Below are 21,295 nucleotides of genomic sequence, written 5' to 3' on the forward strand. Positions count from 1 at the left end.
GGAACGAGATGACACCAGCCTCCCGCCCCAACATCATCTTCATCGTGGCCGATGACCTGGGCTACGCCGACCTGGGCTGCTACGGCGGCCGCAACGCAAGCTTTGGCCCCGTCTCGCCCGTGCTCGATGGCCTGGCCGCGCGCGGCCTCAAGCTCACGCAGGGCTACTCCAACTCGCCCGTGTGCTCGCCCACCCGCTTTGCGCTGATGACTGGCCGCTACCAGTACCGCCTGCGCGGCGCAGCCGAGGAGCCCATCAACAGCAAGAGCCGGGGCAGCACCACGCTGGGCCTGCCGCCCGAGCACCCCACGCTGCCCTCACTGCTGCGCGATGCGGGCTACCGCACGGCGCTGATGGGCAAGTGGCACCTGGGCTACCCGCCCGCGTTCAGCCCGCTGCGCTCGGGCTATGACGAGTTCTTCGGCCCCATGTCGGGCGGGGTGGACTACTTCACCCACTGCAGCTCTACCGGCCAGCACGACCTGTACCTGGGCGACGCCGAGCAGCAGGAAGACGGCTACCTCACCGACCTGATCACCGACCACGGCCTGGACTTTGTGCGCCGCATGGCCAGTGGCGCACGCAGCGGCACGCCGTTCTTTCTGAGCCTGCACTACACCGCGCCCCACTGGCCGTGGGAAACCCGCGACGACGAGGCGCTGGCGCAGGAGGTGAAGGGCAACCTGTTCCACCTGCACGGCGGCAACATCGACACCTACCGCCGCATGATCCACCACATGGACGAAGGCATTGGCCGCCTGATGGACCTGTTGCGCGCCGAGGGGCTGGAGCGCGACACGCTGGTCGTGTTCACCAGCGACAACGGCGGCGAGCGCTTCTCCGACAACTGGCCCCTGGTGGGCGGCAAGATGGACCTGACCGAAGGCGGCATCCGCGTGCCATGGATTGCGCACTGGCCCGCCGTGATCGCGCCCGGCAGCACCAGCACGCAAACCTGCATGACCATGGACTGGAGCGCCACGATGCTCGACGCCGCAGGCGCCCCTGCCTCCGCCAGCCATCCGCTGGATGGCCGCTCGCTCATGCCGCTGCTGCGCGATGCCACCTGGCACGACGACCAGCCCCTGTTCTGGCGCATGAACCACCGGGGCCAGCGCGCCATGCGCCACGGCCCCTGGAAGTACCTGCGCGTGGACGGCCACGACTACCTCTTCAACCTGGAAGACGACGAACGCGAACGCGCCAATCTGGCCCCCATCGCCCCCGAGCGGCTGGCGGCCATGGTGCAGGCGTGGGAGGCGTGGGAAGCCACCATGCCGCCTATCCCGGCCGATGCTACGGTGAGCCTGGGTTATGGAGTCAAGGACATGCCGCAGCGGTAACGGGCTGCGTGGCGAGCAGGGGCTTGCCCCTGCAGCCCCCTCATCAAGGCCGATCCACAATCACCAGCGTGCCCTGGCTGCCCGGGGCTACCCCATGCGCCGTGCCCGCAGGCACGATGACCATCTGGCCGCTGTACACCGATACCGTGTCACCACCCACCGTCAGGTGCATGACCCCGTCCAGCACCAGCAAGGCTTCGTCATAGGTGTGCACTTCGTCAGGGTAAGCCTGAGCGTCCATGCGCAGCACCTTGATGTGGGCACCGGCGGCCTGGCCAAGGATGGTGGATTGCCAAGCCTGGGGCAGCTGGATGGAAGTGAGGAGAAGGTCGTGAAATTGCATGTTGGCGAAAGGTTTCTCACAAAAATTGCCTAGCCCGCCACAGCACGGGGCCGAATGCGCAATGCCAGCACCACGCCACCCACCAGCAGCGCCACGCCTGCGAGCGTGAGGTATGCCGGTGCCTCGCCCCGCAACAGGTAGGCATAGAGCAGCGCGGCCAGGGTTTCAAATACGATGAACTGGCCCGCCAGCGCGGTGGGCAGGCGCTGGCTGGCCTCGTTCCAGCAATGAGTGGCAAGCCAGGAGGTGAGCAGGCCCATGGCCAGCATTAGGCCCGCGAACACCAGCGGGCGCGGCCCCAGGGGCATGGGGGTTGGCTGGCTGGCCGTGGCATTCCAGGCCCAGAAGGCGACGTAGCCCAGCCAGGCCATGGGCAGCGTGGCCAGCCCTTGGGCTGTGGCCCATGCGCGGGGAGAACGGTCGGGGTGCTGCCGCAACCACTGCGCGTTGCGCAGCGGGTACCAGGTCCAGCACACCACGGCCGCCACCGCCAGGGCCACGCCGCTGGCATAGCGCGCCAGGTCGGTCTGCGGCTGCTGGGCCAGGGCCTGCATTTCCACGTGGTTGACGCAGGCGATACCCGCCAAAATCAATGCCAGGCAGGGCAGCAAGCGGTGCCAGGGCAAGAGCCCGTCGCGCTGGCGGTGCAGCACATTGGCGCTGATCGCAATCACTACCGGCAGGGTGCCAATCACCATGGTGGGCACCGGCCCGCCTGCGCGCTGGATGGCGCTGGCCAGCAGCAGGTAGTACAGCAGGTTGCCCACGGCAGAGAGCTTGAGCGCCTCCCACCAGTCGGCTCGGGACAGCGCCCGCAGCCCGGCCCGGTCCCACCACGCCAGCGGCAGCGCCACCAGACCAAACGCCAAGTAGCGCCCCGCCACCAGCAAGGCGGCTGGATAGTCGGGCAACAGCAAGGGGCCCACAAACGCCAAGCCCCACATCAGGCCCGCCACCAACGCAAACAACACACCGATTGCCATGCACACCCCCAAGATTCTGGGAAGTGTCACGCACACCGGTGCGGCTGTCTTGTACGAGATTGCTGTGGTTCAGGCTGCAGGGCGCAAAGATGTACTGCGAGGGCGGTGGACCTGCCGCTGGTAGCGTGCGGGAGATACCCCATAACGCTGCACAAACGCACGGCTGAGGTGGGCCTGATCGGCCAGCCCCGCCATGGCGGCCACTTCAGCCGCTGGCACGCCCTGGGCCAGCCAGCGCTTGGCGGCATGCAGGCGCAGCGCCATCAGCATCTTGTGTGGCGTGACGTGGTACTGCGCCTGAAACTGCCGCAAAAAGTGGAAGCGGCTCAAGCCCGCCACGGCGGCCAGATCATCCAGCCCCCAAGGCTCGGCCAACGCGGCGCGCATGCAGTCCAGCACCCGGTCAAAGCGGCCTGCCGCCGCCTCGGTGCCAGAGCCCACGCCTCGGGCATAAGGGCGCAAGGCCGCCACCAGCTGCACCAGCAGCCCATCCATCTCCAGCGCATCGTCCGACTGCCACAGCGCCCCGAGCAGCCCAGACAAGGCGCGGGAGCGCTTCGGGTCACCATCCACCACGGCGCGGTCAAACCACCATCCGCTCTCGCCAGCGATCTCCGTGAGCGCATCGGGGTCCAGGTACAGCATGCGGTAGCCCCAGCCTTCGGGGCACTCCGCCTGGCCGGTGTGCAGCACATCCGGGTTCATCAGCACGATGGAGCCCGGTGCCGCCAGGTGGTCTGCGCCCCGGTAGCGAAAGCGCTCCACACCTTCCTCGATCACGCCAAAGCCAAAGGCCTGGTGCGTGTGCGGCTCAAACGCATGGTGCACGATGCGGGCCTGGAACAGCTCCACCCCCGTCCGGTGCGCAGGCATGCGGAACTCGGCCCGGTCGGTGGGGGCTTCGAGGGTGTGGCGGTGGATGGGGGCGAGGGAGGGCATGAGGGGCGAGACTTGCTGCGCAGGTGCTTCCGCAAAACGAGGCTCATACGCAGGGGCGCTGGGATTATCGGGCTTCGCTTCAAGGTGTGGTTGCGGGGCTTGCTGGCTGGTCTTGCCGCATGCCTGTGCCCAGGGCAGGAGCCGGGGAGTGCGCCCGGCGGCGCAGTAACTTTCTCTTGTCTCGCCAAGAGAAAGTCACCAAAGAGAAAGCGACCCCGCTGTCTGCGTCCCCTGCGCTTCGCTCCGGGGCAACCTGCGGTGCTCGCGGGCGGGGTGCGCCGCAGAACTCGCTACGCGCTGACGCGCTCCGCTCAAACAACTGCGGCGAGTCAGTTCACGATGCACGTGTGTCCTTCGGCACACGTGCCACCCCGCCCGCTGCGCTCCTCGGCGCATACAGAGGGGATGGGGAGCGGACATCCATTCGGGCCATTGCTTCGCTCGGCCCGAATTCGCGGGCGCAAGCGCCTCGCGCTGGACGCAGCACTGACAGGGTCGAGCGCAGCGACGACCCGAGCGGCTGTTTGGCTGTTTGGCTGTTTGGCTGTTTGGCTGTTTGGCTGTTTGGCTGTTTGGCTGTTTGGCTGTTCGGCTGTTCGGCTCCCCCCCCTGCTGGCTGCGCCTGCGGCGGTGCGGTTGCGGGGTGAGCATGGGCGTCGAAGCGCCCATGCCTCGTCCTCTAGCTCGCCGGGGTTGTCCAAGCGGAGCGCCCACGGCGCGCAGCGAGTTCCACGGCGCACCCCGCAACCGCACCGCCGCAGGTTTGCCCCTTCGCAAAGCGAAGGGGTCGCAGACTGGGGGTCGCCTTTTCTTTGGTGACTATCTTTTGGCGAAGCAAAAGAAAGTTACTGCGCCGCCGGGCGCACTCCCCGGCTCCCGCCCCGGGCACAGGCATGCGGCAAGATCAGCCAGCAAGCCCCGACTCCGACAAGCTCAGCCCGAACGGTTAACGCAAGCACAGGAAAACACTACAAATTCCATAGCTTCCCACGCTTATTCCATAAGCGCTAGAGCCCCAAAACCCCTCAAGCTCTTCGCCCCCACCACACCAGAAAAACATCCACCACCGTCAACACCAGCATCGACACCCCCACCAACGGAAACACCACCCCACCCACCACCAGCACAGCCGTCACAGCCCACAAAGCACGCCGCTGCGCAGGCAACGGCGGCACGCCCACACCACCCGCAGGCCGACGCTTGAACCACATCACCGCGCCCGACACACACAACAAGACAATGCCCGCGCACACCACCACCAGCAGCAACTGATTGGCCACGCCCCATTCCTGCCCCAGGTGGATGTTGATACCCCACTCCAGCCAACGCCCCAGCGGGCCATAGTCGGCATAAGACATATCGAGCAACGACTGGCCTGTGTACTGGTCCAGATGCACCACGCGCTGACGGGCCAGGTCGTGCGGGTAGACGGAGGCGGTGAACACGCCCTGCGCGCCCTGGGGCGGGTTGACGGTGTAGCCGGGGGCCAGTTGCAGGCGCTGCACCTGGACCATCACGGTGTCGATGTCCAGCGCAGTGCGTGCAGTGCCAGACGTTGTGGCTGCGGGCTGCGCAATCGCACCCTCGCCATGCAGAGCGTGTGGGTTGTCTTCTGCCTTGGCCTGGGCATGCGCTAAGTGATTTTCATGGCCCGCACCGCCCGGCTGCTGCGTTTGCTGCAGCGTCCACGGCAGGTGCGCCGCATCCGCCAGGGGCTGGCCGGACATGGGCAACTGCACACGCACGCCAGCCGGGTAGCCAAAGTTGTGGCCGTTGGCCCATTGGTTAGCCTGCGCGCCCCACAGCACCGACCACGGCATGCCGGTGATGGCGAGGAACAGCAGGCCCAAGCCCACCACCAGCCCGGTGACGGCGTGCAGATCGCGCCAGTACATCCGCTGACGCGGGGTTCCGCGCACGCTGACCACGCCGCCCCGCGCTGCTGCACCTTGCCCACGCGGCCACCACAGATAGAGACCAGTGAGCACCAGCAGAATCGCCCAGCCCGCCGCCATCTCGATGAAGCCACGCTGCACCGGCCCAAAGTACTTGAGGCTGTGCAGCTTGCGGATCGTCCAGCCCAGGGTGCCCCGGTCGCTCAGGGTGCCCAGCACCTGGGCGTTGGCGGGGTTCAGGTACACGGCCACCTTGGCGCCGTCGGCGGTGCGCACGCCCACCTCGGCAGAGCGGCCCGGTGCGGCGGCGGGCGTGTACTTGAACCATGCGCCCGGCTGCGCGGCCAGGGCGGCTGCCAGCACGGCGCTGTGCGGCGCGGGCTCGGCGCCTGGCGATGCGGGCACCGGCACCGTGAGCAGGTCCGCATGCACACGCTGATCAATGGCGTCGTGGTACACAAACAGCGCGCCCGTCACCGCCAGCCAGATGAGCAGGGGCAGCACCAGCAGCCCGGCGTAAAAGTGCCAGCGCCAGACGGCGCGGTACAGACTGCTGCGGGTGAGTGCGGTGCCTGGCTCTGCTGGCCCATCGACCGCATCGGGCGCAGAAGTGAGAGCGCGCGCCATGGTCAGAACTTCCAGTTCAGGCTGGCGTAGGCGCTGCGGCCATCGCCGGGCGAGTAGCCAGACGAGCCGCTGTCGTACCACGCATAAACGTACTTGCGGTTGGTCACGTTCTTGAGCTGCACGCCCACATCCAGCGTGGGCGACAGGCGCCAGGTGGCCCCCAGGTTCAGCAGCGCGTAGCCCCCGGTGCGGCCCAGGGTGTTGGTGCGCTCCAGGTAATAGTTGCCCTGTGCATTGGCCCAGGCGCTGAGCTTGAGCTGCGTGCTGGCCTGGTAGTCCACGCCCAGCGTGGCCAGGTAGTGCGGCACGTTTTCAATCTCTTTGCCGCGTGTGGCGGGGGCGCTGGGGTCGGGCTCCACAATGCGCGCAATTTGCGACGAGTAAGCCACCCAGCCGCTCCACTGCGCGTTCAGGCGGGCGTTGGCCTGCAGGTCCAGCCCCTTGCGCAGCGTGCGGCCCACATTGCCCTGGCCACCGGGGTCGGGCAGGCCGTTCACGCCCAGCACGCGGGCCACTTCGCCGCTGGCGCGCTGCTCCCAATAGGCCACGCGGGTTTCGATGCCTGGGGCAGGTTGCCACTTCACGCCTGCCTCCCAACCGTCGTTGAGCGAGGGATCGAGGTTGCGACTTTGCGATGCGGTGCGGTAGCTGTCGATGCCCGCGCCAATCTGGAAGGTGCGGCCCCAGTTGGCATACACGCTGGTGTCAGGCCGCACGGCGTACACCACGCTGATCTTGGGCTGGGTGATGGTGCCGTATTCGTGCACGGGCGAGGTGGCTTTGGTGAGCCCATCGGTAAAGCTACCGCTGATCCGGTCCACGCGCAGTGCGGGAATGATCTTGAGCGCCTGCACCGGCTGCACAACGGCCTGCACGTAGGCGCCCCGGGTGTTCAGGTCAAAGTCCCAAGCGCGGATCTGCGAGGTGCGTGCCTGCTGCACGGTGCGGTAGCGCTCTGCAGCGTTGTCCTGCCACTGGGCGTCAAAACCGCCTTCGAGGGTGAAGGCATGGGCCCACGCCACCTTGGGGCGCCAGGTCAGCGTGGTGATCAGGCCCTTGTGGGTTTCGTCATTGCCGCGCTCTTGCTGCACACCGGCTTCAGAAAAGCGCACAAAGCGCTGGTTCTCATAGTGCTGGGTGTAGGCCTTGGCGGTCCAGCTCAGGTCGTTGGCGAGTTGCCCATCCAGGTGCGCGCTCAGTTGCGTAGTCTCGCGCTCGCTGCGGTCCCACGCAGCGTAGGCGGGCGAGCTGCGCGGTGCACGGGCAGCCTGCTCGGCCGTGAGGTAGCCCGATTCAAGCGCCTTGTTTTTGTAGTAACGGGCGATGACGCCTGCACGCCACTGGCCGGTGTCGCTGGTGTAGAACCACTTGCCCGACAGCGCCTTCTTGTCGGCATCGGCATGGTCGCGGTAGCCATCGGATTCGCGGGTGGCCACAAAGTAGTTCTGGCTCCAGTTGCCGCTTTCAAAGCCCTTGGCGATTTGCAGCTCGCGCGTGCCAAAGCTGCCCAGCGTCACGCTGGCCTGGCCGTCGTTGCCGCCCTGGCGGGTGATGACGTTGGCATTGCCCGCGGTGTTGTTCAGGCCGTAGCGCGGGTCGTTGGTGCCGCGCACGATTTCGATGGCCTCGATGTCCAGCGGAAACACCGCATCCAGAAACGGCATGCCGCCCGCGTTGTCGTTGCTGGGGATGCCGTCGATCAGCAGCTTGACGGCATTGACCCGGCCTTCGCCGTTGAAGCCGCGCATGGAAAAACGCCCAGCGTCCGTGCCCTGCTTGAACTGCGTGACCTGCACGCCGGGGGCGCGGGTGAGCAGCTCCCAGCTGTAGTCCACATGCTGGTCTTGCAGCACGCTGGCCCCCAGGATGTCGACAGAGCTGAACACGTTGCGCACATTGAGCGCCCCCGAGGGGACGGACTGCACGGTGATGGTGCCCAGGGTCAGTGCAGCATCGGTGACTGCGTCAGGGGCAACAGCAGGGGCTTGTGCGCGGGCCGTGGAAATCAAGGAACCAAGAACAGTTGCCACCGCAATGGCAACCAGGGTGCGCGCAGGTTGCGCCCCCGTGGAGGAGAAGGAATACATGAGGAATTCAAGGTGTTCACTTCGCGCTCACCCCATAAGGCTTGCAAGGGAGTGCAAGCGCAGTCCACCCGCGGCCCCACCAGGAACGCCACAGGCACAGACCCGCCCCACAGCAGTGCAGAAGCAGCCGCAGAGGTCAGCGCGAAAAGGGATCAGAAAGCGCCCGCCACCCAGCCATACAAGCCACAGCCAGGGCAGGCAGAAAATCAGACCGCAGTGAACACCGGGGGCCCTCGGGCAGGCAAAGGAGGCCCGTGCCAGCGCAGACCGGTGATCCGGTCCACCCAGCCCACAGGGGCAGGCTGCAGGGCAGCGCCGGGCAATACCACCGGCACCACATGGGGCGGAGGTGCCTGCAGCTGCAGGCACAGCGTGCAATCCAGGCCATGCGGCCCCAATGCGAGCTGTTGCGGTGAGGATTCATCTTCACCCGCCGCACTGACCACCACCAGCTTGACAGCGCCCGAAGCACCGCACACCAGCTCCAGCGATTGCGGGTGAATCAGCGGTGCCGCACCCGCCAGCCCCACCACGCCCAAAAACCACGCCAGCACCAGGCGGGCAAGGAAGGGAGTGGTACGCAGGCGATGCATGGCGAGATTATGGCTTTGCAGAAAAGAGATTTACCTCGATGAACGCAAACGCATGCGCCTTGCGAACCCACATGGCAGCCGCTGAAAGGCGCGACCTGACACCAAGCATTTCAGATGTGCCCCCACAGAAAGCAGCGCCTGAGCACAGAAGAAAAAGCAAAAAGCAAAACATGCAGAAAAGCCACGGAACGAAACTTTTGTTGACACAAAGTGCCGCAGAACGTTAAAAAACCATGACGTTAACAAATTTTGACATTTATCTGTTAACGCTTGCCAGCCCGAGCCGGGCGTGCTGATGGAGCGCGCTTTGCGTCGGGTCACGCAACTGAAGCTCGGCACACACTGGCCCCTCGCCTGAATGAGCAGAGCCCCTCCACCGCATCTGTGAAAAGGGAAAGCAACGTGAATCTCCTTCAGAAAATGAAATTGGGTGCCCTGCTCGCTTGCGGCTTTGCCGTGGTGATCCTGCTGGGTTTCTTGATCGCCGCGTTCTCCCGCTACCACCTGGATGAGGCCAGCAAAAACGTCACCGCACTTGCCGATGACCGCATGGCCAAGCTGCAGCTGCTTCAGGACGTCAAAGACAATGTCAATCTGGTGGCACGCGCCTTGCGCAATCTGGCGCTGCTCAGCGACATGGAGCGCATGACGGTAGAGAACCAGCGCCTTGAAAAGGCCATCGGCGACATTGCCAGCACGATGATCGAGCTCAAGAAGGTCATCGTTTTGCCTGCTGACAGGGAAAAGCTCATGAAGCTGGAGCAAAACCAGGGAGCGTTTTTCGAGCTGACCCGCAAAGCCGCCAAACTGGGCTTGGCCAACGAGCAGGAAGCGGCCACCGCATTGCTCATGGGCGATATGCGCACCGTACAACTGGCGGCTTATGCAACCCTGCAGGAGCTCATCGACGCGCAGCGCAAGCTGGTCAAGGAGGCTGCAGAGGAGACGAAGAGCAGCGTGCAGTCTGCCTCGGCCACATTGCTGGTTCTTGCATTGGTGGCGTGTGGGCTTGGTGTGGTGGTCGCGCTCCTCATCACCACCACCATCAAGGGCCAGATTGGTGGAGAACCCGCCTATGCCGCCCGGATTGCCAACGAAGTGGCCAATGGCAACCTGAGCGTGAGTGTCGATTTGCGCGCCAGCGACCAGTCCAGCATCTTGGCGGCCATGAGCACCATGCGCAGCAATCTTGCCCAGGTAGTGAGCCAGGTGCGCCAGAGCAGTGAGTCCATCGCCACAGGCGCCAGCCAGATTGCCACGGGCAATGCGGATCTGAGCCAGCGCACGGAAGAGCAGGCCTCCAACTTGCAGCAAACCGCAGCATCCATGGAACAAATGACATCCACCGTGAAGCAAAACGCAGACACGGTGCGCACCGCAACCCAACTGGCCTCATCAGCGAGCGCCACGGCGGACCGCGGAGGCAGCGTGGTGGGTGATGTGGTTAAGACCATGGAAGACATTACCGCCAGCTCGCGCAGGATCGGGGACATCATCGGCGTGATCGACTCCATTGCCTTCCAGACCAACATCCTTGCGCTCAATGCTGCGGTGGAAGCCGCACGCGCCGGCGAGCAAGGAAGAGGCTTCGCCGTGGTTGCCAGCGAGGTACGCACCCTGGCGCAAAGGTCGGCCCAGGCAGCAAAGGAGATCAAGAGCCTGATCAATGAAAGCGTGTCCAAGGTGGAAGCGGGTTCCGCCCTCGTGTCCCAGGCAGGCACCACCATGGGCGATATCGTGGAGCAGACGCGGCGTGTGGCTGACCTGATTGGCGAAATCGGAGCGGCCACCCATGAGCAGGGGCAGGGAATTGCGCAGGTGGGTTCCGCCATCAACCAGCTCGATCAAGTCACGCAGCAAAATGCCGCGCTGGTCGAAGAATCGGCCGCGGCGGCAGACAGCCTGAACAACCAGGCAGCACGCCTTGTTCAGCTGGTCAGCGTGTTCCAGCTGGACGAACATGCTTCGCATGCAGTGATAGAGCAGGCCAAGCACCACAGCAAAGCAGCGGCACAGGTGGCTTCTGTTGCGCTGACCAAGGCCAAGGCACCTGCGGCAGGAGCTTCCGCCATGAGGCTTACGGCAGAGACAGCACCTCAGGCCGCTGCGGCCCCCACCAGCCGACCCGCAACGCGGCAGCAGTCCAAGCCCCTCCCGTCCGCCAAACCCAGAGCGGCGTTGGTATCAGTACCTAACGGCAAGGATGCGGACGAGTGGGAGAGCTTTTGAGGCTATCAGGCTTTTCAGGCTCTTGATGTCTCTGGGAGTCCTGCAGAGGCGTCGATTGCCTCCGCTAGAAATCATGAGGTGAGTGACTCTTTGGGCTGTTTGAGACTGCAGCAGCGTCGCCACATTTTTTGACGCACGTTGTCGAAAGCGCTACTGCTGGGGCGACATAGGTGGCAGAGTCCGGCATGGGTCGGACTCTGCCACCTATGTACATGTTCCAACCCAAGGACCCGCCTATGCAATACACCATCCTCATCCATGAAGACCCCCAAGGCTTTGCAGCGCGCACTGATCCGGCGCAGCAGCAGGCGTATTGGGCCGGCACCATGCACTACCTGCAGGCACTCAAGGACGCGGGGGTGTTTGTGGCCGGGGCCGGGCTGCAGCCTCCAGAAACCTCCACCACGCTGCGCTACCGGGACGGCAAGCCTTGGGTGCAGGACGGCCCCTTTGCAGAGACCAAGGAGCAGCTGGGCGGCTTTTTCATCGTGAACCTGCCCCACCTGGACGCAGCCCTGGAATGGGCTGCCCGGTTTCCGCAACGGCCCGGAGTGGTGGTGGAGGTGCGCCCCAACCTGCCCACCGAGTGATGCCAGACGGCCAATCCGCCCTCCAAGCCGATGACGCCGGTGACGCCGGTGACGCCGCCGAGCGGGCCGTTCGCGAATCGGGCCGGCGGTTGCTGGCCTTTCTGGCAGCCCGCTGCCGTGACATGGCTGCTGCCGAGGATGCCCTGGCCGAGGCATTGCACACAGCCCTGCTGACCTGGCCCACCCAGGGCGTTCCTCACAACCCCGCAGCCTGGCTGCTCACCACTGCCAGACGGCGGTTGATGGATGCCCGTCGGCATGCCGCGGTGCAAGCCAGAGCCGCGCCGTTGCTGCTGTCGGCTGCAGAAGAAGCTATGGAACAAGCGCAAGGGGCTGCCGTCTTTCCAGACGAGCGCCTCAAGCTCATGTTCGTTTGCGCACACCCGGCCATTGACGAGGCCGCGCGTACACCACTCATGCTGCAGGTGGTGTGGGGCATGTCGGCGGCGGACATCGCGTCGGCCTTTGTCGTGAAACCCGCCACGATGGGGCAACGCCTGTCCAGAGCCAAGGCCAAGATTCGCGACGCGGGCATTCCCTACGAAGTGCCACCTGCCCATGCCTTGCCCGACAGGCTGGACGCCGTGCTGCAAGCCATCTACGGCGCATTCGGGTGCGGGTGCGAAGGCATTGCAGGGGCCACAGACCCTCACGCAGACTTGACACTGCAAGCACTGGAGTTGGGCAGCCTGTTGCACCAGTTCATGCCCGGAGAACCTGAACCACTGGGGCTGCGGGCGCTGATGCTGCATGTGCAGGCACGCCGCACCGCGGGGCGTGATGCACAGGGCGCCTATGTCCCCTTGTCTGCGCAAGACCCGCAGCAATGGCAGTTATCTGCAGCGGTTGAGGCCGACAGTCTGCTGGCCCAGGCAGCGCAGATGGGACGCATGGGACGCTTTCAGCTGGAGGCAGCCGTCCACTCCGTCCACAACCACCGCGCCGTCACGGGGGTGACCGACTGGCCCGCTATCGCTTTGCTCTACGAGGGGCTGGCCCGGCTCGCTCCCACCTTGGGCATCCAGGTCGCACGCGCTGCAGCCATTGCCCAAGTCCACGGTGCGCAAGCGGGGTGGAACCAGCTGAGTGCATTGCCCGACGATGCCGTGATGACCTATCAGCCCTACTGGGCATTGGCAGCGCAGCTGCTGCGTGGATTGGATCGCCCCACAGAAGCCGATGCTGCACTGGCCCGCGCCATCGGCTTGTGTACCAGCGCAGCGGCACGGGAGTTTTTGATGAAGCAGACGTTAGCGCATCAAGGCTGACCGTCGTTCCGCCAGAGGAACCTTCAGACTTGCGGATGACTGCGCAAAGTGGCCAAGGGCAAGGCGTGCAGCTCCTGCAGCAAAGCCACCAGAGCGTGGGCGGCGGCATCCACCACGGCTTGCCCTTTCTGTGCCGTGGCGGCAGAGGCATGGCCTACGGCACCTGCGGGGTGGTAATCCTGCATCTGCCAGCCCAGCTTGGCACTTTTGCCATTGCCCAGAATGGCGTACTGCTCCGAGCGGTCCTGCGATGTGGACCGGAAGTTCTGCGCATGCTGCATGTGCACCGTGTGCGGTGCCAGGTGCAGCATCATGGACGTCTCGATCTCCCCCGCGTGAATGCCAAAGCGATGCTCCTGTGCGCTGAATTGCCCAGCCACTGCGTCGGGCAAGGGCAGGCTGAACCAGCTTGCGCTGTACACCAGCAGGTCGCAGCGGCTGCGCAACTCGCGCGCCACAATGTCCATCACGCTCACCTGCCCGCCATGGCCGTTGAACAGCAGCAACTTCTTCACGCCCGCGCGGGCCACGCACTCACCAATCTCAGTCCACAACGCAATCACCGTGGCGGGCGAAAGGGTGAGCGTGCCCGGAAACCGGAGGTGCTCCGGGCTCAGGCCCACGTTCTGTGGTGGCAGGAACAACACGGGCAGTGACGCAGGCAAGCGAGGCAGCGCCGCATCGATCACCCCCTGCAGCAGCGTGGCATCTACCGACAAAGGCAAGTGGGGGCCATGCTGCTCCACCGCCGCCACCGGCAACACAGCAACCACCTGATCCGCCTGGCCACTGGCTTGCAGCGCGGCAAAGTCACGGGTGGAAAGATCGGCCCAGAGGCGGGAGGGCAATGAGAAGGGCGAGGCGGCTGGATTCATGCCCCGCATGGTAGAGCCTGTTGCCTTGGAGATGTACTTTATAACCCTCCCAAGGCTTGGCAGTGGCCGCTAACATTGGGCCCATGACCCACGATCTCTTCCGACAAGACGCCTACCTGCGCGAGTGCAGCGCACAACTCACCGTTATCACCGAGGCTGGCATCGTGCTGGACCGCACAGTGTTTTACCCCTTGGGTGGGGGGCAGGCGGGTGACAGCGGTGTTCTGGTGCTGGCCGATGGCACGGCGATTGCCATTGCCGACACGCGCAAGGGCAAGGACGCCGAGGGCCACCCGACCAGCGATATTGTTCACATTCCCGCCCCAGGCCAGGAAGCGCTTTTGGCCGCGCTGACCGTGAGCATGCCAGTCACGGCGCGCATTGACTGGGACCGACGCCACCGCATGATGCGCCTGCACACCACCAGCCACCTGCTGTGCCATGTGGTGCCACAGCTGGTCAACGGCTGCTCCATCACCCCGGACTACGCCCGTCTGGATTTCGCCATGACTGACCCGCTGGACAAAGACCAGCTCACCGCAGGCATTGCGGCACTGGTGGTGGCGGCCCATCCCATCACCGTGGCCTCCATCAGCGACGAGGAACTGGATGCCAACCCCAGCCTGGTCAAGAGCATGAGCGTGCAGCCGCCCCGAGGAACGGGCCGCATCCGCACCATCCGCATCGGCGGCGAAGGTGATGGGCCGCTGATCGACCTGCAGCCCTGTGGAGGCACGCATGTGGCAAACACGTCCGAAATCGGTGCCGTGATCGTGACCAAGATCGAGAAAAAGAGCGCGACCACGCGGCGTGTGGTGCTGGGCTTTGCGGCCTGAGCTGCATCAACATCTTGATACGTTGACAGCGCCTGCCGACCGTAACGCGCTGGTAACTTTGGACGTGGCGCACACAAGGCGGCCTTTGACCCACGACCGCCTTCACCAGCCCCCCCATTCGCCTCCCTTTGCCTGATGCCTTCCATGCCCGCCCTGCTGCAACATCCCCACATGCAACGACTGATGGCCTTGCGCCAGCGTCGCTGGTTTCGCCCGGCCACACGGACTCTGGGGGCCGTGCTGGGGCTGTGGGCGGCGGCATGGCTCTTGGTGCCCTGGCTGGCAAAAGCTCCGCTGGAGCGCGCAGCCACCCAGGCGCTGGGGCGGCAGGTCACCATCGGGGCGGTGGATTTCCGCCCCTGGTCTCTGGAAGTGGCGCTGCGCGACATTGCAGTCGCGGGCCGCGACGGGGAACCCCCTTTGCTGACCGTGGCCCGGGTGTATGCCGACGCGGAGATCGAATCGCTGCTGCGGCTGGCACCGGTGGTGGATGCGATCACGGTGGAATCCCCAGCATTGCGCATCACCCACCTGGGCGATGGCAGCTACGACGTGGACGACGTGCTGGCCAAGCTGCGCAGCCCCAGTGCCACTCCTGATTCCGAAGCGTCTACAGACCCCGTGCGGCTGGCCCTGTTCAACCTGGCCCTGCGGGGTGGAAGTGTGGATTTTGATGACCGCCGTGTGGGAGCCAAGCACACGGTGCGGGATGTGACGCTGACCATCCCTTTCATCAGCACCCTGCAGGACAGGAAAGACATCCGCGTAGAGCCCCGGCTGGCCTTTGTGCTGGATGGCAGCCACTTCGACTCGGCGGCGCAGAGCACGCCGTTTGCACAGACGGGCCACGCAGACGCGCAGATCCGCTGGAGCGACCTGGACCTGCAGCCGTACCTGGCCTATCTGCCCCCCAGCCTGCCCGTCAAAGTACAAGGCGCGACGCTGGACGTGGATGTGAAGCTGGCTTTTGAGCAATCACCCCGCATGGCCGTGAAGCTCAGTGGCAGCGTGCAGGCCCGCAAGGTGCGCACCACCGACCGCGAAGGCAACCCCCTGCTGGCGCTGGAACACCTGAAGGTGGACATGGCCGATGTGCGCCCGCTGGAACAGGTGGTGGACCTGGCACAGGTCGAGCTGACAGCCCCCGTGCTGCATGCGCGGCGCGATGCCGCCGGGTTGCTGAACCTGGCACAACTGGGCGGCACAGGCGCACCAGCCGCCACGAGCAGCGACACGGCACCGGCAAGCACGACAACGCCACGGGCTCCCGCAGCATCAGACGCCGCCTCTGCGCCCCTCACAAGCGCTGAAGTGGCCAGTGCAACAGCACCTGCCAAGACGGCCTCCGCCGCCAGAACTGGCAAGCCCCGCGCCGCCGCACCCGCCCCCACCCCACCCTGGAAGGTAACGGTGGCGCATGCCAGCGTGCAGCGCGGCACTGTGCATTGGACCGACGATTCCACACGCCCAGCCACCGCATTGCAAGCGCAGAACCTGGCGCTGGATCTCAAGGGCCTGGCGCTGCCACTGGCCAAGTCGGTCACATTCCGCGGGGGGTGGACGCTGCCTGCCGTAGCGGCAGGCCCTGCCACGGGCGCTGTGGCAGCCCCTGAGGGCAAGCTGGCATTCTCGGGCGAGGCATCAGACCAGAAGGCGCAGGTCGAGTTGACTGCCGACAGCCTAGCGCTGCAACTGGCTACTCCCTACATTGCCCCCTATCTGGAGCCCACGGTGTCTGGCCAGTTCACGGGCACACTGGGCCTGCAGTGGCAGGCAACGCCTTCCAGCGCGGGCACGGATGGCAAATCGGCCAGCGGGCTGACCATCACGGCAGGCCCGCTCGCGCTGGAGCAAGCGGCGCTTCGGCAGCCCGGTGCAGGCAACAAGGCCGCGCTGCTCAGCCTGGGCAAACTGGAGGTGAAGGGAGCGAAGGTGCCGCTGGATGAGCGCACCGCCACGCTCGAATCCATCACGCTCACCCAGCCCCGCCTCGCGGTGGAGCGCAGCAGCGATGGGCGCTGGATGTTTGAACGCTGGGCCAAAACACCGGCAGGGTCTGCCGCCACAGCAAGCTCCGAAGCTCAGGCCAATCCCCCATCCCCCAAATCACCCGCTCCCTGGGCTGTGCGCGTGGGTGACCTGTCTGTGCAGGGCGCCACCGTGGGGTTTGCAGACAATGCCCAGTCCCGGCCCGTAGCGCTGGAAGTGTCGTCGCTGGACATCACCGCCAAGAACCTGGCCACGGACAGCGCCAAGCCAGGCACCGTGGCCCTGAGTGCCCGCGCTGCCGCGGGCAAGGGCGACTATCGAAGCACCGCAGGCAAACTGGACTACCAGGGCACACTGGCCCTGCAGCCCTTGGCGACCCAGGGCAAGCTCGATGCATCGCGCCTGCCGGTGCATGGCCTCGACGGGTATCTGGCCAGCCAGCTCAATATCGAACTGCTGCGCGCAGACGTGGGCTTCAAAGGCCAACTGGGCTTTTCTCAATCTGACAAAGGTGCCACCCTGCAACTGGTGGGTGATGCGGCCATTGAAGACCTCAAGGCCAACAGCACGGCTGCGTCCACACCGTTGACCGAAGCCCAGGTGGGCGAGGAATTGCTGGCCTGGAAGAGCCTGAACCTGCGGGGCCTGAACGTGGCAACCGCCCCCGGCTCAGCGCCCAAGGTGCGCGTCAACGAAACCAGCCTGCTGGACTTCTTTGCCCGCATCACCATCAATGAGGCCGGACGCATCAACCTGCGCGATATCGTGAAGGGCGACACGCCCGCCGAGCCCCTCCCCACTTCCACCGTCGCAGCAGAGCAAACCGCCCAGGCAGCCAAAACCCAGCCCGTCTCCGCAGCATCTTCGACATCTGCGGCTTCTTCGGCTTCCGCCCCCCAGCCGCCGCAGCCCGCGGCAGTCGCCACCCGTGACCCGCTGGCCCCCGTGGTGGAGTTTGGCCCCATCAGCCTGGTCAACGGCAAGGTGCTGTTTTCTGACTTTTTCATCAAGCCCAACTACTCGGCCGATCTGACTGAGTTGACGGGCAAGCTGGGGGCTTTCTCGTCCGAAGCGCCGGGCGGTGAGCCCCAACTGGCAGCGCTGGAGCTGCTGGGCCGCGCCGAAGGGTCGGCCTCGCTGGAGGTCACCGGCAAGCTCAACCCCCTGGCCAAGCCGCTGGCGCTGGATATCACCGGCAGGGTGCGTGACCTGGATCTGCCGCCGCTGTCCCCCTATTCCGTGAAATACGCGGGCCACGGCATTGAGCGCGGCAAACTCAGCGTGGATGTGGCTTATAAAGTGCTGCCCAATGGCCAGCTCACCGCCAACAACCGCATCGTGCTCAACCAGCTCACGTTTGGCGAACCCGTGGCAGGTGCACCCAACAGCCTGCCCGTGCGGCTGGCCGTGGCGCTGCTGGCCAACCGGCAAGGCGTGATTGACCTGGACCTGCCCATCAGCGGCTCGCTCAACGATCCACAGTTCCGCATCGGGCCGGTGATCGGAAAAATCGTCGTCAACCTGATCGGAAAGGCGCTGACCTCGCCTTTCAGCCTGCTGGCCAGCGCGTTTGGCGGGGGCGAGGAAATGAGCAGCGTGAACTTTGCCCCTGGCAGTGCCACCCTGAGCGCCGAGGCAGAGCAGAACCTGGCCAAAGTGGCCAAGGCTCTGGCCGACCGCCCCAACCTGCGCATCACCGTGACAGGCACCGCCAACCTGGCTGAGGAGCGCGAAGGCATGCAGCGCGAGCATGTGCAGCAGCTGGTGCGTGCTGAAAAGCTGCGCGCCCAGCCCGGCAACACCGCGCCCGTGACGGCAGAGGAGTATCCCGTGCTTCTGAAAGCGGTTTATGGCCGCGCCAATATTCCCAAACCACGCAATCTGGTGGGATTGCCCAAGGACCTGTCTCCCCCCGAAATGGAAACCCTGCTGATGGCCCACCAGCCCGCCACCGAAGCCATGGCGGCAGACTTGGCAGCCCAGCGCGGCCACGCCATCCAGAGCTATCTGGCAGCCCAGAAGCTGCCCGCGGAGCGGCTCTTCCTGGCCGCGCCCAAGACGGGCAGCCAAGCCCCTAAAGGACCACCGCGTGCCGAGCTGAGCCTTGCCACGCAGTAAGAGCGACTCACAAAACTCCCTTGGCGTCGTTGTTCCGTCTTGTCGTACCCGGCGTACTGCCTGCAACTGAACGCCTAGCCAAGGCCGCTGCGCTGAGTTTTGTGAGCCGCTCCAACGCAGGCAACGCGGCGGGGAATGCAGTGGCGTGAGCCTCCATCCGGCGGCAAAGCAGCACAGCAGATTCTCCCCGCAAGCCGCACAATGCGGGGCAAACCTGCAATGCCCTGCCCGCCGTGCCGGAACCATCCGTGCCGGGCAGGCTCCCACACTGCAATCATGACCACCCGCCTGCTGCCCCGCCTTTTTTCCGCTACGGTATTTGTAGCTGCCTGCGCTTTATCTACGGGCGCTAGCGCCCAATTAAGCCCCAAATCCTCCCACACAGGCAGCAGCACCGTCACCACCCCCCATGTGCAGGCAGAACTGCTGGCCCATGCCCCGCAGGGCGTGGTGCCAGGGCAACCGCTGTGGGTGGGTTTGCAGATCACCCACCAGCCGGACTGGCATACCTACTGGAAAAACCCCGGCGACTCGGGCCTGCCCACCGAGCTGACCTGGCAAATGCCCGCGGGGCTGGATGTGGGCGATATTGCCTGGCCGGTTCCCCACAAGATTGCGATTGGCAACTTGGCCAACTATGGCTACGAAGGCACGGTGCTGCTGCCCGTGCCGGTGACCGTGTCCAGCACGTTTGCCCCCGGCCCGCTGGCCAAGGAAATCACCATTCAACTGCGCGCATCCTGGCTGGTGTGCCGCAAGGAATGCATTCCTGAAGAGGGTGAATTCACCCTGCAACTGCCGGTTCGCAGCACCACGGCGCTGCACGGTGCCCTTTTTGAGCAGGCCCTCAAAGCCCAGCCCGAGCCGCTGCCCCCAGCACCGCAAGGATCCGCGCGGGAAGCGCGCATTGACGGCGATGCTCTGCAAGTGCGCGTGCCCGGCTTGCCCGCCGCGCTGCGAGGCAAGGTGCTGGACCTGTACCCCGAAACACCAGAAGTCATCCACAACGCGGCCCCCTGGCCCCAGCAGTGGGACGGCGATGTGTGGACAGCCCGCATCCCGCTGGCAGAACAGCGCAGCAACAGCCCGGCCACCTTGCCCGTGGTGCTGGCCGAACGGATGGAGCGGGCCGATGCAAGCACCGCCCGCCCCGGCTACCGCACCGAACTGCCGATAGCAGGCGCATGGCCTGCCGCCGCCACCAAGGCCGGCGTATCCCCCGCACTGGAGGCGGCACTCCAAGCCAACGCAGCCAATGCGAGCCAGACCGGTGCCGCGGCCAACGGCGCATCCAGCGTCACGCTCGCAGCAGCGCTGCTGGGGGCCTTGCTGGGCGGGCTCCTGCTCAACCTCATGCCCTGTGTCTTTCCGGTGCTGGCGATCAAAGTGGTGGGCTTTACCCGCCACGCACAAGACCGGCGCGCGCACCGCGTGAGCGGCCTGGCCTACACCGCAGGCGTGGTGGTGTCGTTCCTGGCGCTGGGTGCCGTCATGCTGGGGCTGCGGGCGGCGGGCGAAGCGGTGGGCTGGGGGTTTCAGCTGCAATCGCCCGCGGTGGTGGCGGCGCTGGCAGGGCTTTTCACCCTCATCGGGCTGAATCTGGCGGGCGTGTTCGAGTTTGGGCAGATGCTGCCGTCCTCCGTGGCCAGCCTGCAGGCCCGGCATCCGGTGGCCGACAGCTTTTTGACCGGCGTGCTGGCAGTGGCCGTGGCCTCGCCGTGCACGGCTCCGTTCATGGGCGCGTCCATGGGCCTCACCGCCACGCTGCCTGCCGTGCAGGCGCTGGCGGTGTTTGCCGCCTTGGGCCTGGGCCTGGCGCTGCCCTATCTGGCCGCCAGCCTGTGGCCCGCCGTGGCCCGCACCCTGCCCCGCCCCGGCGCGTGGATGGATACCTTCAAGCGCTTCATGGCCTTCCCCATGTTTGCCACCGTGGTGTGGCTGGTGTGGGTGCTGGGCCAGCAAAGCGGCATTGACGGTGCGGCGGCGCTGCTGATCCTGCTGGTGGGCCTGGGGCTGCTGGCCTGGTCGCTGGCATTGCAGGGCCGCGCCCGGCGCTGGATGGGCTCGGTGGCGACGGTGTCCATGGCCCTGCTGCTGTGGGCCTTTGCCCCCCACGTGACCCGCATGGCAGAGGTGGAAGCCTTCCCCGCAGGCCAGGCATCAGGCACTGCCAACGCCCAGCCAAGCTGGCAGCCCTGGACCCCGGATGCTGTGGCACAACTGACAGCCAGCGGCCGCCCCGTGTTTGTGGACTTCACCGCTGCCTGGTGCGTGACCTGCCAGTACAACAAGAAGACCACCCTGGCCAACGCCGACGTACTGGCTGATCTGCAAACCAAGAACGTCGCCCTGCTGCGCGCCGACTGGACACGCCGCGACCCGCGCATCACCGCCGCCCTGGCAGAGCTGGGGCGCAACGGGGTGCCGGTGTATGTGCTGCATGCACCGGGCAGACCGCCGGTGGTTTTCTCTGAGGTGCTCGGCGAGCGCGAACTGCGCGATGCCGTAGCGAAGCTCTGAACGTTCGAAAGCGCGATCAAAAAGGCCCGGCAGCTCCTCAGAGCCCCGGGCCTTTTTGCA

At 65.7% G+C, this 21,295-nt stretch carries 14 protein-coding genes; 7 read left to right on the forward strand and 7 right to left on the reverse strand.

The annotated features are described in order from the left end of the window. Positions 1–8 precede the first annotated feature (8 nt). A complete protein-coding gene (locus tag AACH87_RS18980) occupies positions 9–1,343 on the forward strand; it encodes a sulfatase-like hydrolase/transferase (protein ID WP_338796094.1) in 1,335 nt (444 codons plus the stop codon). 43 nt (positions 1,344–1,386) lie between these two features. On the opposite strand, the gene AACH87_RS18985 is transcribed toward AACH87_RS18980, so the two are convergent. From AACH87_RS18985 to AACH87_RS19010, 6 genes are all read right to left on the reverse strand, one after another. After that, entirely contained in the window at positions 1,387–1,686 is a 300-nt protein-coding gene (locus AACH87_RS18985; RefSeq protein ID WP_338796095.1) for a cupin domain-containing protein, read from the reverse strand. Positions 1,687–1,715: 29 nt separating this feature from the next. Further along, entirely contained in the window at positions 1,716–2,669 is a 954-nt protein-coding gene (locus tag AACH87_RS18990) for a DMT family transporter (RefSeq protein ID WP_338796096.1), read from the reverse strand. Between the two features lie 69 nt (positions 2,670–2,738). Further along, positions 2,739–3,608, reverse strand: a complete 870-nt coding sequence (locus AACH87_RS18995; RefSeq protein WP_338796097.1) for an AraC family transcriptional regulator — start codon at positions 3,606–3,608, stop codon at positions 2,739–2,741. 1,025 nt (positions 3,609–4,633) lie between these two features. Continuing rightward, complete coding sequence (locus AACH87_RS19000) at positions 4,634–6,130, reverse strand: PepSY domain-containing protein (protein WP_338796098.1); 1,497 nt, start codon at positions 6,128–6,130, stop codon at positions 4,634–4,636. A 2-nt stretch (positions 6,131–6,132) separates the two neighbouring features. Next, positions 6,133–8,217: a TonB-dependent receptor gene (locus tag AACH87_RS19005; RefSeq protein WP_338796099.1), complete on the reverse strand. Its 2,085-nt coding sequence runs from the start codon at positions 8,215–8,217 to the stop codon at positions 6,133–6,135. A gap of 206 nt (positions 8,218–8,423) precedes the next feature. Then, positions 8,424–8,810 carry a DUF2946 family protein gene (locus AACH87_RS19010; protein WP_338796100.1) on the reverse strand — a complete coding sequence of 129 codons (387 nt, stop codon included), beginning with the start codon at positions 8,808–8,810 and terminating at the stop codon, positions 8,424–8,426. A 420-nt stretch (positions 8,811–9,230) separates the two neighbouring features. Between AACH87_RS19010 and AACH87_RS19015 the strand changes: the two genes are divergently transcribed. The 3 genes from AACH87_RS19015 to AACH87_RS19025 all read left to right on the forward strand — a co-directional run bounded on the left by AACH87_RS19015 (position 9,231) and on the right by AACH87_RS19025 (position 12,897). Then, positions 9,231–11,039: a methyl-accepting chemotaxis protein gene (locus AACH87_RS19015; RefSeq protein ID WP_338796101.1), complete on the forward strand. Its 1,809-nt coding sequence runs from the start codon at positions 9,231–9,233 to the stop codon at positions 11,037–11,039. Positions 11,040–11,275: 236 nt separating this feature from the next. Next, positions 11,276–11,629, forward strand: a complete 354-nt coding sequence (locus tag AACH87_RS19020) for a YciI family protein (RefSeq protein WP_338796102.1) — start codon at positions 11,276–11,278, stop codon at positions 11,627–11,629. Continuing rightward, on the forward strand, positions 11,629–12,897 hold the full coding sequence (locus AACH87_RS19025; RefSeq protein WP_338796103.1) for a DUF6596 domain-containing protein: 1,269 nt from the start codon (positions 11,629–11,631) through the stop codon (positions 12,895–12,897). The genes AACH87_RS19020 and AACH87_RS19025 overlap by 1 nt, the downstream gene beginning before the upstream one ends. 23 nt (positions 12,898–12,920) lie before the next feature. Here the strand turns inward: AACH87_RS19025 and AACH87_RS19030 are convergent, their stop codons facing one another. Further along, positions 12,921–13,772: a creatininase family protein gene (locus AACH87_RS19030; RefSeq protein WP_338796105.1), complete on the reverse strand. Its 852-nt coding sequence runs from the start codon at positions 13,770–13,772 to the stop codon at positions 12,921–12,923. Positions 13,773–13,855: 83 nt separating this feature from the next. Between AACH87_RS19030 and AACH87_RS19035 the strand changes: the two genes are divergently transcribed. The 3 genes from AACH87_RS19035 to AACH87_RS19045 all read left to right on the forward strand — a co-directional run bounded on the left by AACH87_RS19035 (position 13,856) and on the right by AACH87_RS19045 (position 21,235). Continuing rightward, positions 13,856–14,608, forward strand: coding sequence for an alanyl-tRNA editing protein (locus AACH87_RS19035; RefSeq protein WP_338796106.1), 753 nt, complete (start codon positions 13,856–13,858; stop codon positions 14,606–14,608). 135 nt (positions 14,609–14,743) lie between these two features. Then, complete coding sequence (locus tag AACH87_RS19040) at positions 14,744–18,715, forward strand: DUF748 domain-containing protein (protein ID WP_338796107.1); 3,972 nt, start codon at positions 14,744–14,746, stop codon at positions 18,713–18,715. Between the two features lie 276 nt (positions 18,716–18,991). Continuing rightward, complete coding sequence (locus AACH87_RS19045) at positions 18,992–21,235, forward strand: thioredoxin family protein (RefSeq protein ID WP_338796108.1); 2,244 nt, start codon at positions 18,992–18,994, stop codon at positions 21,233–21,235. The last annotated feature ends 60 nt before the right edge of the window (positions 21,236–21,295 follow it).

The sequence above is a fragment of the Acidovorax sp. DW039 genome, assembly GCF_037101375.1.
Taxonomy (GTDB): Bacteria; Pseudomonadota; Gammaproteobacteria; order Burkholderiales; family Burkholderiaceae_C; genus Acidovorax.